Here is a 14,270-nt window from a genome sequence, read left to right on the forward strand (position 1 = left end):
ATCAGCTTTTTTTTCGGTCTTGGGTTACATAGCTTCCTTCAAACCCTTTGATTTCTTTTATTTTTTTAAGCCAATACTCGGCCTCGGTTTTGTTTTTAAAAGGTCCGACTCTGACGCGGTGTGTAAGACCTGTTGCAGTCTCCTTGGTAAAGATTTCAGCCTTCATGTGTTTTGCTGTAAGCTTATCCCTTGCAGCCTCGGCATTTAACCTGCTTGTCAAAGAAGCTGTTTGAACCCAGTATAGGGTGGAAACGGTTTTTTGAGCGGGGCTTTTTTTGACAGCCGGTTTTTCGGTTTTTGGAGGAGTCTTCTTTTCTGTTTTAGGTTTTTGAACCGTATTTGATGTAAGGCCTTTTATGGAAGCAACCCCTGTATTTTGATTTTTTGTCTCTGCAGCAGTTTCTTTTTTTTCGGATTCGGAAGGTTTCGTGCCGGCTTCCTCATTTGTGTTTAAGTTTTCAGCAAGATTGTCAGGTAAACTTGCCGTTTTTTCATCTTTTTGGCTATTGGTTAAATCACTCACGTTTATTGAGGTCTCTGCGGTTCCTGTTTGTCCTTCTCCGCTTACAACGGTTATATTGTTTGCGATATTTACAAGGGCAGGCGAATCCGATTCAAGCGGGGGAATTGATTCAGGATTCCGTGTCCACTGGAGCGGATCTACATTTGTATTTATCTTATCTGCTTCTATTCTGCCTAAGTCGGATATTTCAGCCGCTGTCATGGTGCTTTTATTGCGGAACGGAGCATATAGGTACAATCCGACCCCGAAGATAATCAAAGCAAACAACGAAAGAAAGAATACTATCCATAAAATTTTTTTCTGTTCCATAAAATAACCTCAAAAACCTCTTTTTTTGATTTCATGCAAAAGTTTTCTTTTTAAACTTGCAGGAGACCAAGAGTTCTTTACTACTATTGTATCGGCATTTAAAAAAAAGTATTGAGAAAAGAATTTCTTTTGTTTTGAAAATCTTAACCGAATATTTTTTAAAGGAAGCCTGTCCCTTTTTTTTGCCCTTATGAACCTTAAAATAAACGGAGCATCTATGTACAATATAAAACGGCATTCTTTTATAAGTTTCGTTTTATGAAGGGTAGGGGCGTTTAAAAGAATGGGCCTCTCAGGCCTTTCTGCAAAGGCTTTTTTTATCTCCTCCCTTATTTTTTCTTCAATTATGGGAAGAATAAAGTCTTCCTGTTTTTTTAATAGAGCTTCATCCGAAAATACCAAAAGTGCAAAGGCTTTTTTATCTATGCCTTTTTCCGTTTTTAAATCTATCCCCCGCTTTTCGGCTTCGGCCTGAAAGAGATTAAAAATTTCGTTTTCATACTCTACAAAGACCCTTCGTGAAACGGCATCAGCATCAATACAATAAAAGCCGTACTCCTCTAAGATAGAACTTGCCGTGTTTTTCCCTGAGCAGGAGGGGCCTGAAAGCCCTATCAAAATCGGTTGAGTTCCGGCCATTAGTGAAATTCTCCCCAGCTCATTCCGGATTCGATGCTGACCCTTAAGGGGACTGAAAGTTTGATTACGCCTTCCATTTTTTCTTTTACGATGGACATTACCTTTTCTTTTTCAGTTTCAGCAGCGTCTATTATAAGCTCATCGTGCACCTGTAAAACTATGGTCGCATCAAGTTTTTGCTTTTTTAAGGCCTTATCGACTTTAAGCATGGCAAGTTTTACTATGTCGGCGGCTGTGCCTTGAATGGGGGTGTTTACAGCAATGCGTTCAGCCCCTGCCTTTTCTATCTTGTTCTTGCTGTTTATAGCCGGAAGATAACGCCTTCTTCCCATAATTGTTTCAACATAGCCTCTTTTTTCGGCCTCTTGGCAGACTTGGGTCATAAAGCCTGACACTCCCGAATAGGTTGCAAAATAAGCCTTTATAAACTCGTCAGCCCTTTTGCGCGGAATTCTCAAAGAGGAGGCAAGGCGGAAGGCGCTCATGCCGTACATTACCCCGAAGTTTATGGTCTTTGCGATGCGCCTCATATCCTGTGTTACATCCTTCATGTCTACTGCGAAGATTAAACTTGCAGTTTTGGCATGAACGTCTATGCCCTTATTAAAGGCTTCCACAAGGTTGTGATCCTTTGAAAGATGGGCAAGGATTACAAGCTCAATCTGAGAGTAGTCGGCAGAGATAAGAACCCGCCCCTTTTCAGAGTGAAAGGCTTCCCTTATCCTCCGCCCCTCGTTTCCGCGTATGGGAATGTTTTGTAAGTTTGGGTCACGGCTTGAAAGGCGGCCTGTGGCGGTTCCGGTTTGAATAAAACTTGTGTGGATTCTTCCGTTTTTATCGGTCATCTTGGGAAGGGTGTCGGTGTATGTGGATTTCAGCTTTGCAAGAGCCCTGTAATCCAAGATTTTTGCAGGCACAGGGTCTTCGGAAGCAAGGCTTTCGAGTACCGAGGTATCGGTAGAGTAGCCCGTCTTAGTTTTTTTGCCGGGAGTGAGCTTTCTTTCTTCAAATAATACTTCTTGAAGCTGCTTGGGCGAAGCTATATTGAACTCATGGCCTACGAGTTTATAAATATCCTTTTCGCATTCTTCAAGTTCTTTTCCTAATTCTTTTGAATAAGCATTAAGTTCTTCTCCCTTTAAAAAGATGCCTTTTATTTCCATCTCGGTTAAAAGTTTTGTGATAGGCATTTCAAGGTCAAAAAAGAGCTTTTCCAGATTATTCTTTTTTAAGAGGGGTAAAAATTTATTATAAAACTTAAGTGTTATGTCCGCATCCTCTGCAGCATAGGGGCAGGCTTCCTTTAGCGGAATATCCGAAAAGTTTTGCCCGCTCTTTACAAGCTCCTTAAATCTTATCGTTCTTAAACTCAAAACACTTTCTGCAAGCTTATCCATTCCGTAAGAAGATCGGGCAGGATCCAAAAGCCATGCGGCTATCATTGTGTCAAAAAGATTTGCCGAAATGCCTTTTACAAGGTTTGAGCAAAGCGCCGCCTGAATGTCGAATTTTCCGTTATGCATTATGAGGGTCATCTTTGACTCAAATAGCTTTGATACGGCCTTTTGAGCATCCTTAAAGGCTATGAGCTTGGGTGCCTCTTCTCCAAGTTCGGGGCTCGGCGCCTTTAATGGAAAGTAATAAGCCTCTCCTTCTTTTAAAGCAAGGGAGAAGCCGCAGATTTCCGCATTTAGAGGATCTTCGCTTGTGGTTTCACAGTCATAGGCTGCAAGACCTTGTTTTACGGCCTCGTCTATGATTTTAAAAAGCTCTTCTGCCTCGTCCACAAGTTTGTAATCACCCTTGTTTTGAGGAAGGGAGATTTCTTCACCTGCACCTAATTCTTGCGGAAGCATCTCGAGAGGTGCTTTTTCGGTAATAATTTTTTCGGAATAGAGCTTTGCAATATTGGGAAGCTCTTCGTTTATAAAAAGACGGGCGGCTGCTTCATAGTCCATTTGGGAAGTAGAGTAGGTGTTTAAATCTTTTTCGATAGGAACATCGAAGCGGAGTTTTATGAGATCTTTAGAAAAATAAGCCGCTTCCTTTCCTGTTTCTATCTTTGTTTTTAAGGCTCCTTTTAAGTTTTCTGTATTTGCATAAATGCCGTCGAGGGTTTTGTACTCTTCGAGGAGCTTTACGGCCGTTTTCGGACCTACCCCCTTTACTCCGGGAACATTGTCGGCCGCGTCGCCTATAAGGGAGAGGAGGTCTAACATTCCGCCGGGATAAACTCCCCATTCTTCTTTTACGTTTTCGGCTCCGAAGCCTTCCCAAGCCTTAATCTTCCCCGGCTTTAACATGGTTGTGGTTTTTGAAACCAGCTGCATTAAGTCCTTATCGCCCGAAATAATCACACATTCACGCCCTTCCTTTTCTGCGAGGGCTGATATTGAAGCGATTACATCATCTGCCTCAAAGCCGTTACAGCGGACTGCGGGAATTTTAAAGATTTTTAAAATTTCTTCTATTTTGTCGATTTGAGCATGGAGGTCATCGGGCGTTTTATCCCTTGTGGCCTTGTATTCTTTGTACATCTCGTGCCTAAATGTGGGCGTAAGGGAATCTAGGGCTGTAACAAATAGTTTAGGATTGTATTCGGTAAATATGGAATGAAGGCTTTTAAAAAAGCCGAATATAGCCGAAACGTTTTCGCCCTTACTGTTTGTAAGAGGTCTTGAAATAAAGGCAAAATAAGAGCGGTAAATAAGAGCGTAGGCATCCAAAACATAGATTGTATCTTTCATAAATTAAGACCTCCGTTAGAGGGGAATTATACTATGTAAGAGCCATTAAATGCAAGCTGTATTGTTTTTTTTATATTTTTGTGCTATTATGATAAAGGTTGTTTTTATAGATAAAAAAATATCAGTCTTAGAGGTTTTTATGAAAAGGAAATTATTGTTTGCTTTATTGCTCGTTTTGACTCTTGCTTCTTGTTCTTTGTTTTTTCAAGAAGAATACGGAACCGTTACGATAGATTTAGAAGGCGGTAATGCCCGTTCTATAAATTCTTCTACGGGGCTTCCTAATCTTTCGGATTCCGAATTGGAAATAGAAATAACGGGTGACGGGCAAGGTACTCTTTACAAAAAAATCCTTGCTTCGGAGCCTAAGTTTTTTCAAGCTAATTTTCCTATAGGAGCAAGGCTGGAAATAAGCATAAAATTAAATGGTCCATCTTCTTCTTGGTCGGCTAATGCAAAGCACACAGTGAAGGAAGGCAATAACGATATACTGCTTCTTTTAAATAAAAATGCCTCAGCCTTGGCAAACGTGGGCTTTTCGACGAAGGCTGCGGCAAATACATATGAATTTAATATAGCCGGAAAAACAATTGATATTAGCTCAAATCCACTGCCTCTTTTTACCAGAGACAGCCGAGGCCGCCTATACATTGCCTATAAAGAAAGCTCCGGTTGGAGGCTGAACCGCTATGAAAGCGACGGAACACCGAATAATTTTGTCTCCGGTTCTCAGATATTATCTACGATTACCTCTGTCTCAAGTGTAAAACTCGCCTCCGATCCCATAACCGGAAAGGTTTATGCAGCAGCAAATTCAAAGCTATATCTTATAAAAGATGACGGTTCGACAATTGAAACACAGTTCGGAGTAGCCGCCATCCCTGAGGGCCTTATTGCTGTTTATAATAATAACTTATTTGTATTAGATTTAACTCCTGCTGCTCCTAATAATAATTTAAAAATGTTTAATATCACAGAAGGAGGAAGCGGTCTTGCACTTACAGAAGTCGGTACTGTTTCCGTATCAAAAGAACAAATAACTGTATCAGGGACACAAATTCAGGTAGATTTTAAGGATATCCTTGTAAAAAACGATAAGATATATATCCTCTTTGCAAAAAATAGTCTGCCTTCGGGAACTCCTCTGGCTCATTATTACTCCTTAGGCGGTATGCTTGAATATACATACAATGCTTCGGGGGCTTCTTGCCGGGTTTCAAAAATACGGGTTTAACGGTACTGTAACGGCTGATTCTTCCGGTATCGTTACTGCCGGTGAATCTAACTTTTATGGTGCAGTCTCTTTTATCGGCTATGATGAGCAAAACATCTACATTGCCGATGACGGCTGCACATTAAAAAAAGAAAGCAATAATATAAAAATAGATAAAAACGTAAACCGCATATTTTCGTTTAATACCTCAACCAAGGCCCTTTATTCTTACGCAACCGAAAATAAATGGTTTAAGGAATACGAAGAAACCGCCACACCTTCTCCCGGTACGGGCAAGGTCTTATTGTGGGAGAAGAATACTGATTCAGGCGCTCAAGGCTTTAAATTCTATCTTGTTGATGAAGATAAAGTTAACAACCAATTGCCAAATACTCCTTTCCTTCAAGACGGAGGTTCTGATTACCCGACAGATGTATTTTGTTATGATCAAGAAGGGAACCTCTATGTAGTTTGGTTTGATTATCCAAGTTATTTTGTAAGAAGATATGAAAAATCTAAGGGTTACAGTACGGCTGACACCAAAGAAAATCAACAAAAGATGGTAAATAATTCCGGAAGTACATCTCTTTCTGCTTCTGAAAAACCGACAGCTATTGCTGTTGATGTTTCAGATAACGAAAAGGGGTACTTGTATTATAGCTATGAAACGGGTGAGAAAGTTATAATAAGGAATAGATGGTTTAAATCTAGCGGTTTTAAGACAGGCTCATATCTTAATAAACACACATTGAATAACCTTTCTGGAGCTAATGATTCTAAAATTACTTCTATGACTGTAAATAATGACGGTTTATTTGTTGCTCAAAAAAACGAATATACTAGTCCAAAAAAATTTAAAAATGTTATACATAAATACTCAAATTTTGACCACTCAAACACTGATTATATAGGTGATACATCAAGTCCTATACTGCATGGCACCGGTAATAATTATGTTGATGAAAATATTTTTGCAATGCAGATAATAAATGGTGTACTATATTATACAGTTATTAAGCAAGATGGACAGTTGGAAAATCAAAATACAAACATTGTAAAAACATCAGCTAAGTTAGTAAAAAGCAGCAATTCATTAAATAGCGCAATGAATTATCAGTCTTTTGACACTGTATGGTCTACCCAATCTTCTTCTACTGACGGCTACGCCCCATACAGGTTCATAGGTACGGTTCCCAATAAACTCATAATCGCCTCCGACGGTTATTATGGGGATAAGAACAGTACCGGTGATAAAGCTCAAAATAAAAACAAGGTCTTGACCTTTGATATCAATACGACTTCAACTATTTGGACTGTTACACATAAAGATACCGATGCAACATTTTCACGGGAGTTGACCCATGATACCACAAATGGCTTTAAGTGGGAGTAAATAAAATTAAACCGCAAAGGTAAATTCAGCTAAGACTGCATAAAAAATTGCGGTCTTAGCCTTCCTTGCGGTTAAATTCTATCTTTCCTAAAATTTGAGCTAGATATTGTAACTTCAAAACAATATTGCCTTGCTTTTGTATGGACATTGGTGTATAATATAGGTGTTTAATAACTTTGGAGGGCAAATGGCAAAAACAGCAAATCTTTATGCAAGAATTGAACCTGACGTAAAAGAACAGGCTGAAATTATTTTAGATTCCCTTGGAATTCCTGCATCAAATGCGATAAGTATGTTTTATAAACAAATTATTTTAAACAGGGGCATTCCTTTTGAGCTAAAACTTCCGGCAAAGCCTCCTATTATTTTAGAAGATTTAACTGAAGAAGGCTTGAATAGAGAGCTTATGAAAGGCTACTCCGATATAACTAATGGAAATAAAAAAGCAGCTGAGGCGGTTTTTGATAAGATTCAAAAAGATTATTGTATATGACATATAAAATCGAAATTTCAGGTCATGCAGAATCCGATTTAAAAGATATTTATGAATATATTGCCTTGAAGTTGTTTTCACCTAAAGCTGCAGCTCGGCAATTAATGAGGCTAAAAGCCGGTATCATGAGTCTTGATCAGATGCCTAAGCGATATAAAGCCTATCAAAAGGAACCGTGGTATAGTAAGGGCTTGCGTGTTATGCCCGTTGATAAATTTTTAGTTTTTTATATACCATCGGAAGCCGATAAAAAAGTTTATATTATTCGTGTAATATATGGCGGAAGAAATATTGAAAAAGAATTGAACAATTGACAAAAATCAATTTAGCATTTGTCCTTCTACCTTCCCCAAGATTGACTTATTCTTTTTATATTGATATAATCTTGTTATATTAAAATTTAAGGGGTATCTATGCAAATAAAACGAGAAGCGGTTTGCGGAACACTCCAATCAAATGATTGCCTTGTCCGTATTGTTCCTTCCGAAAAACTTGAACTTGACTTAAAAAGCTCTGTTTTAAACGAATTCGGTGCACAAATTAAAAAAACGGTGCAGGAAGTATTGGATGAGTTTGAAGTAAAAAATGCCAAACTCTTTATCGAAGACAAGGGCGCCTTAGATTGTACAATCAAGGCCCGTGTAGAAACAGCATTGAGGCGCGCAAATGAAGAATAGAAGAAGTATGCTCTTTATGCCCGGTAATAATCCGGGAATGTTGGTATCGGCCGATATTTTGGGCGCCGACTCCATAATTTACGATTTGGAAGATGCAGTCTCTCTTGATGAAAAAGACTCGGCGAGAACATTGGTTCGGAATGCTCTTTCCTTTTTAAAGTTTACCCACTCCGAAATCACAGTCAGAATAAACCCCATCGACTCCCCTTATTGGGAAAAGGACTTGGAGGCAATTATTCCCGTTCTTCCGGACGGAATCGTAATTCCGAAAGCCTCTGTCGATGCAGTTCACTCTGTCGAACAAAAAATAAACGAGATAAAAAGTGAGCATAAGATAACTAAAGATTTCAGCTTTCTTATGCTTGTAGAATCTGCCCGCGGAATTATGGATGTAAATTCTATCGCAAAGGCATCGCCCCTAATTCAAGGTCTTCTTTTAGGCGGTGAAGACTACTCCGTAGATATGGGAATTCAGCGCACCCGTCTTTCAAAAGAACTTGAATATGCCCGCTTTAGTTTGACGACTGCCGCCCATGCCTACGGCTTGGATTCCCTCGACACCCCTTTTACGGATGTAGAAGACTTTGAGGGTCTAAGGCTGGATACGGCCTTTAGTAAGAGCATAGGCTTTTCGGGCCGCTTGGTTATAAATCCCCGTCAGGTCGAAGAGATACATAAAATATTTTCTCCTTCCGCTGCCGAAATTGAAAGAGCCCAAGCTATTTTACAGGCAGCAGAAGAAGCCAAACAAAAGGGCTTAGGCGTATTCAGCTTTAAGGGAAAAATGGTTGACTTACCGGTTATCAAGAGGGCTCAGGCTCTTTATGATTCTGCCAAAAACTGGGGCTTGATAAAATAGGGAGGTAAGGATATGAATAACATACTTGGAAGAGAAGGCTTGGACAATCCTTTTAAGGGAGCCTTTGTAAATAAAAAAAATGCAAAATACGAGCTTACAAAAAATGTAAAGCCCGCTTTCGGGAAAACATTAGCCCAAGCCCTTGATGAACTTAAACTCCATGACGGAATGGTTATAAGTTTTCATCATCACCTTAGAAACGGCGACTATGTTCTTGATATGGTAATGAGGGAAATCCAAAAAAGAGGAATCAAAGATTTAACCGTAATGGCTTCTTCAATTTTCCCCTGCCATGAAATTTTGGTTGAACTTATGGAAGACGGAACGGTTACTCAGCTTATGACTTCTTATATGTCAGGCCCCGTTGCCAAGGCTGTAAGTTACGGTAAGTGTAAAAAGCCCGTAATTATGACGACACACGGAGGCCGCCCCAGAATGATTTTAGAAAAAGAGGTTACCATAGATGCTGCCTTTTTGGCATCTCCTTGTGTAGACGATCAAGGAAATATTTCGGGCTCTGAAGGAAAGTCGTTTTGCGGCTCCCTGGGTTATGCCGCAGCCGATGCTCAGATGGCAAAAAAGACTATAGCCGTTACCGATACAAGGGTTTCAAAGGTTAAAAGGCCCGACATTGAAGGCCGCTTTGTAGACATGGTTGTTGAGGTAGACAGGATAGGAGACCCTGCAGGTATTGTAAGCGGAACAACTCAGATTACAAAGGATCCTATCGGCTTGAAAATAGCCCGCGACTGCCGCACCTTGATTGAACATTCGGGGCTTTTTAAAAACGGATTCAGTATGCAGACAGGGGCAGGCGGTATTTCTCTTGCAGTTGCAGATGAAATGCACCGGGCCATGAAAGAAAAAAATATAAAGGGAAGTTTCGGCTGCGGCGGAATTACAGGCTATTTTGTAAAGATGCTTGAAGAAGGGCTTTTTGAAAACCTTTACGATGTTCAGTGCTTCGATCTTTCAGCCGTAGATTCTACCGAAAAAAATACAAATCATCACAAGATTTCGGCCGACCTTTATGCAAATCCCAATAATCCAGATCATGTTGCAGGAAAGCTTGATGTCGTTATCCTCGGTGCGAGCGAAATAGACTTGGACTATAACGTAAACGTAACTACAGGTTCTGACGGTATAATATTGGGAGGTTCGGGCGGACATGCCGATACGGCAGCCGGAGCTAAGCTTTCGATAATAGTTTCAAAGCTATTTAATGCCCGCATTTCTTGCCTTGTAGACAAGGTACGCACGGTAACCACTCCCGGAGAAACAATCGATGTTTTTGTTACAGATAGAGGTATTGCAATTAATCCGCGCCATGCAGATTTAATCAAAAAACTAAAATCCGAAACAAACCTTGAAATTAAAACTATCGAAGAATTAAAGGAAATTGCAGAATCCTTTACAGGCAAGCCTCAAGTTAAGCCCCGCTCTGCTGAGGTAGTGGGAATAAGCACCTACCGCGACGGCACTGTTTTGGACGTAATAAACAAGGCTTAAGCTAAAAATTCTTCCTATTGACTTTTTTGTTGATTTTTGGTAAAGTTTCTTTATCAAAAATCAACATGCCAACTTAGCTCACCCGGCAGAGCAGCACCCTCGTAACGTGCAGGTACTCGGTTCAAGTCCGAGAGTTGGCTTTTTTTTCTTTTAAAATAGTTTTTTCTTTCTATATAAGTACTCATCATTAGCTTGAATCATTGGAAATTTTTAAAGAAACTGCAAGGAGCGCGGAGGGGAATATTTAAAGTGATTTAAAAATCCCTGATTATATTCGTAAAATTTAAATTTTAAAAAAAAACTTGACAGGAAAACTTCGCAATGGTATAATTAAATCGTAGTAAAACTACGATTATGTTCAAAACCATAAACTGGAGTAGCGGTGTGGATATTTATGATACGGATATTTTTTTGCTTATAAAAACTAATTATGCCATTTTGAGTAAAGGACAAAAACAGGTTGCCGATTATGTTTTACAAAACACGTCAACTGTTATGCTTTCTTCTATAGCTGCTTTGGCAAAAGAATGCAAGGTTAGCGAAGCAACCATAATGAGGTTTTTAAGAAAAATCGGCTATCATTCTTATCAAGTTTTCCGAGTTAAACTAGCTCAAATTTACAGCGGAAAACATAATAATCTTTATAATGAAGAAATTCAAAATGAAGACAGCAGCGAAACCGTTATAAAAAAAGTTATTGCAGATATCGGAACTGCAATTCAACAATTACTTACACTTAATAGTACTTCTCTTTATCTTGAAGCGGTAGATGCCATATTAAAAGCAAAAAAAATATGTATATTTGGAGCAGGTTCTTCGGGTTATGTGGCCGGGGACTTGTATCACAAATTGCTAAGATTCGGTTTAAATGCCGTAACAAGTGAGGACTCTCATATACAGGCAATTCATTGTGTTCATATAGATAAAAACGATTTACTGATTTTGATATCCCACTCCGGAGAAACCCTTTCGTTAATCGACTGTTTGCAAAACGCAAGCCGTTTAGGTGCAAAGGTAATGTCAATAACAAGTTTTCCTAACAGCAGTTTGGCAAATAAAAGTGATTTAACTCTTCTTAGTTGTTCCAATGAAACGAAATTTAGACCGGATGCTCAAAAAAGTAGAATTCTACAAGTGGTTATTACCGATATTTTGACGGTATTTATTGCTGCAAGGTTAAAAGAACAGGGAAAAAAGAATATATATGGTTCACAATTGGCTGTTGCCAAAATGAAGAAATAGCTGAGGTAAACTGTTAAAACAGTTTTAAAAATATTTTGAAAGGAGAAGAAGATGGCTAAGATGATTAAAAAAATTGCGATATTGGGAGATGCAATGATTCCCAATCCTCTGTTTGAAGCTGCATACAATAAGATTCTAAAATCTTATTGTAAGGAAGTTGTTTATGGGGAGTATGAAAGCGTTTGGGCAAATCTACAAGACAGAAGACTTAAGGTCGAACAAAATGGGCCCGAAATCGAAGAGGTCGATCCTGTATTGGCTTCAGGCGGGAAAGCTAATGACAGCGAGATGGTGTTGGGGCTTTTTCAGCCTATGAGTAAAAAAATGATGGATCAAATGCCTAGTTTAAAAATTATAGGAGTTTGCCGTGCCGGAGTTGAAAATGTCAATGTAGAAGCTGCTACAAAAAAGGGAGTTCTTGTTTTCAATGTTCAAGGCCGAAATGCTGAGGCTGTAAGCGATTTTACGATTGGATTGATATTAAGTGAAATACGAAATATCGCCAGAGCTCATTTTTCTATTAAAAATAAAGAATGGAGAAAGGTTTTTTCTAATTCAGATAACGTGATGGAGTTAAAAGGAAAAACTATCGGCTTGATCGGATTCGGTTATATCGGTCAGCTTGTGGCAAAAAAATTATCAGGCTTTGATGTAAATGTAATTGCTTACGATCCCTATATCAAAGAAGAAGTTGCAAAAAAACTCGGAGTAAAATTAGTCGAAAAAGAAGAACTTTTTAAAACTTCGGATATAGTTTCTGTTCATGCCAGGTTATTACCTTCCACAAAAGGTATAATTGACAAAAAAAGCATAGATTCTATGAAGAAAACGGCCATCTTTATTAATACCGCTCGTTCAGGCTTGGTTGATTATGATGCCTTAGCCCTTGCTCTTAAAGAAAAGCGAATTTTAGGGGCTGCATTGGATGTTTTTGAATCCGAGCCTCTTGAGGAAAATAATCCTTTAATAGAGCTTGATAATGTTACATTAACTACACATATAGCCGGAACTACCAGTGAAGTTTTAGCAAACAGTCCCGGTTTGTTAATGAACGATATTAAAAATATATTGGAAGGAGGTAATAGTAATTTTATTGTTAATCCTGAAGTTTTGGACAATGCTGAATTTAAAGCTTGGTTAAAAAATTAAGAGGATTAAGAAGGTGTGTTAAATCTTATGTGTCAAAAATATATACTAAGATTTAATTTAAAAACGAATAACCTTTTCCCTTACTGTGTGCGTTTTGTAAGGGAAAAGGCACAATACTCATAATTTTCAAGAGGAGAAAAAAATGGTATCAGGAACATTATTGTTATTAATTTTTTTATTGTCAATAGGGCTTATTTTATTGTCTATTATCAAATTTAAATTAAATCCGTTCATTACATTATTGGTTGCCGGAATTTTAACGGGACTGATGGTTAGGATGCCTATGGGACAAATTCCAAAGGTTCTTTCGAGCGGGTTTGGCGGCACTTTAGGCGGAATAGGTATAATTATTGGTCTCGGTGTTGTATTGGGACAGTTACTTGCCGAGGCAAATGCTACAGATCAAATTGCCGATTCTTTGTTAAAAAAGACAGGCAATAAAAAAGCTCCTTTAGCAATGAATATAGCAGGCTTTTTGATTTCGATTCCGGTATTTTTTGATGCGGCCTTCGTTATTTTTGCGCCGCTTATTAAACAGCTGTCAAGAAAAACAAAGATGCCGTATATTACCTATCTTACATCCTTGGTTATCGGTTTAATTGTAACCCATGCACTAGTAATACCTACTCCCGGACCTGTTGCTGTTGCTAATGCCATGGGTGCGGACTTCGGAATATTTTTATTATATTCTCTTTTGGTGTCCATTCCGGCTGCTTTGGTCGGCGGATATTTTTTCGGTTCTTTCCTCGGAAAGAAAAACCCTGCAGTTGCAGAGCTGTCAACTGAAGAAGAAAAATATGAATCCCATGCCGATAATCGTCCCGGTATAGGTTTATCTTTGACAGTCTTGTTGCTCCCCGTAGTTTTGATTCTTTTAGGTTCCATTTTATCATTGGTAATAAAAGGAGATAGCGCTTTTAAGTCTTTTTGGACTTTTGTAGGTGATAAGAATATTGCTTTAACGATAGCCGTCCTTTTTGCCATGATTGTTTTAAAGCCTTATATAAAAAGGAGTATTACAGACGTATTTATAACAGCTATAGCACAGGCCGGTATGATTTTTATGATAACAGGAGCCGGCGGAGCTTATGGTAATATGATTAAGGCTACCGGTATTGGAGATTTCTTGGTAGGAGCTTTCCAAGATGTAAGAATGCCCATGATTCTTTTAGGATTTTTGTTAAGCCAGATTTTGCGGGCTGCAACAGGTTCAACTACCGTTGCCCTTGTTACAACTTCTGGAATTTTAGGTTCTGTGGCAGCAGAAATGGGCTTGTCGCCGATCCTGATAGGTCTTGCTATTTGTGCCGGAGGTATAGGATTATCACTTCCCAACGACAGCGGATTCTGGGTTGTATCTCGATATGGAAATTTATCTGTACCGAATACAATGAAGGCTTGGACTTTGGCAGGAACCATTGCAGGCGTAACGGGATTAATCTGTGTAATTATTTTAAGCTTTATTCCTCTGCCTGGTTTGATGTAAACCCTTAATTTAGCTGCAACAAAAGTTTATT

13 protein-coding genes and 1 tRNA gene are annotated in these 14,270 nt (G+C 38.9%); 11 read left to right on the forward strand and 3 right to left on the reverse strand.

Annotation, left to right across the window (positions count from 1 at the left end; all coding sequences use genetic code 11):
• Position 1: 1 nt before the first annotated feature.
• From E4O01_RS05310 to polA, 3 genes are read right to left on the reverse strand one after another with little or no spacing between them, the layout of a single operon-like run.
• A complete protein-coding gene (locus E4O01_RS05310) occupies positions 2–832 on the reverse strand; it encodes an SPOR domain-containing protein (RefSeq protein ID WP_253694743.1) in 831 nt (276 codons plus the stop codon).
• A 9-nt stretch (positions 833–841) separates the two neighbouring features.
• Positions 842–1,471, reverse strand: a complete 630-nt coding sequence (gene coaE, locus E4O01_RS05315) for a dephospho-CoA kinase (protein ID WP_253694744.1) — start codon at positions 1,469–1,471, stop codon at positions 842–844.
• Entirely contained in the window at positions 1,471–4,218 is a 2,748-nt protein-coding gene (gene polA, locus E4O01_RS05320) for a DNA polymerase I (RefSeq protein ID WP_253694745.1), read from the reverse strand. Before polA ends, coaE begins: the two co-directional genes overlap by 1 nt.
• 139 nt (positions 4,219–4,357) lie before the next feature.
• On the opposite strand from polA, the gene E4O01_RS05325 reads away from it, so the two are divergent.
• The 11 genes from E4O01_RS05325 (at position 4,358) to E4O01_RS05375 (ending at position 14,239) form a co-directional block, all read left to right on the forward strand.
• Positions 4,358–5,452 (forward strand): hypothetical protein, encoded by a 1,095-nt coding sequence (locus E4O01_RS05325; protein WP_253694746.1) that lies wholly within the window; start codon positions 4,358–4,360, stop codon positions 5,450–5,452.
• On the forward strand, positions 5,394–6,824 hold the full coding sequence (locus tag E4O01_RS05330) for a hypothetical protein (protein ID WP_253694747.1): 1,431 nt from the start codon (positions 5,394–5,396) through the stop codon (positions 6,822–6,824). Before E4O01_RS05325 ends, E4O01_RS05330 begins: the two co-directional genes overlap by 59 nt.
• 187 nt (positions 6,825–7,011) lie before the next feature.
• Positions 7,012–7,317 (forward strand): type II toxin-antitoxin system RelB/DinJ family antitoxin, encoded by a 306-nt coding sequence (locus E4O01_RS05335; protein ID WP_002669240.1) that lies wholly within the window; start codon positions 7,012–7,014, stop codon positions 7,315–7,317.
• Entirely contained in the window at positions 7,314–7,631 is a 318-nt protein-coding gene (locus E4O01_RS05340; RefSeq protein ID WP_002669239.1) for a type II toxin-antitoxin system RelE/ParE family toxin, read from the forward strand. Before E4O01_RS05335 ends, E4O01_RS05340 begins: the two co-directional genes overlap by 4 nt.
• 99 nt (positions 7,632–7,730) lie before the next feature.
• Positions 7,731–7,994 carry a citrate lyase acyl carrier protein gene (citD, locus tag E4O01_RS05345; protein WP_253694748.1) on the forward strand — a complete coding sequence of 88 codons (264 nt, stop codon included), beginning with the start codon at positions 7,731–7,733 and terminating at the stop codon, positions 7,992–7,994.
• The gene (locus E4O01_RS05350; RefSeq protein WP_253694749.1) at positions 7,984–8,853 is read left to right on the forward strand and encodes an HpcH/HpaI aldolase/citrate lyase family protein; all 870 of its coding nucleotides are present in this window, start codon (positions 7,984–7,986) and stop codon (positions 8,851–8,853) included. Before citD ends, E4O01_RS05350 begins: the two co-directional genes overlap by 11 nt.
• Positions 8,854–8,865: 12 nt before the next feature.
• Entirely contained in the window at positions 8,866–10,362 is a 1,497-nt protein-coding gene (gene citF, locus E4O01_RS05355; protein ID WP_253694750.1) for a citrate lyase subunit alpha, read from the forward strand.
• 67 nt (positions 10,363–10,429) lie between these two features.
• Positions 10,430–10,502 (forward strand) — tRNA-Thr (locus tag E4O01_RS05360).
• 244 nt (positions 10,503–10,746) lie between these two features.
• On the forward strand, positions 10,747–11,604 hold the full coding sequence (locus E4O01_RS05365; RefSeq protein ID WP_253694751.1) for a MurR/RpiR family transcriptional regulator: 858 nt from the start codon (positions 10,747–10,749) through the stop codon (positions 11,602–11,604).
• 51 nt (positions 11,605–11,655) lie between these two features.
• On the forward strand, positions 11,656–12,753 hold the full coding sequence (locus tag E4O01_RS05370) for a 2-hydroxyacid dehydrogenase (protein WP_253694752.1): 1,098 nt from the start codon (positions 11,656–11,658) through the stop codon (positions 12,751–12,753).
• A gap of 142 nt (positions 12,754–12,895) precedes the next feature.
• Complete coding sequence (locus E4O01_RS05375) at positions 12,896–14,239, forward strand: GntP family permease (RefSeq protein WP_253694753.1); 1,344 nt, start codon at positions 12,896–12,898, stop codon at positions 14,237–14,239.
• Positions 14,240–14,270: the final 31 nt, after the last annotated feature.

This window comes from Treponema sp. OMZ 790 (assembly GCF_024181285.1).
Lineage (GTDB): Bacteria > Spirochaetota > Spirochaetia > Treponematales > Treponemataceae > Treponema_B.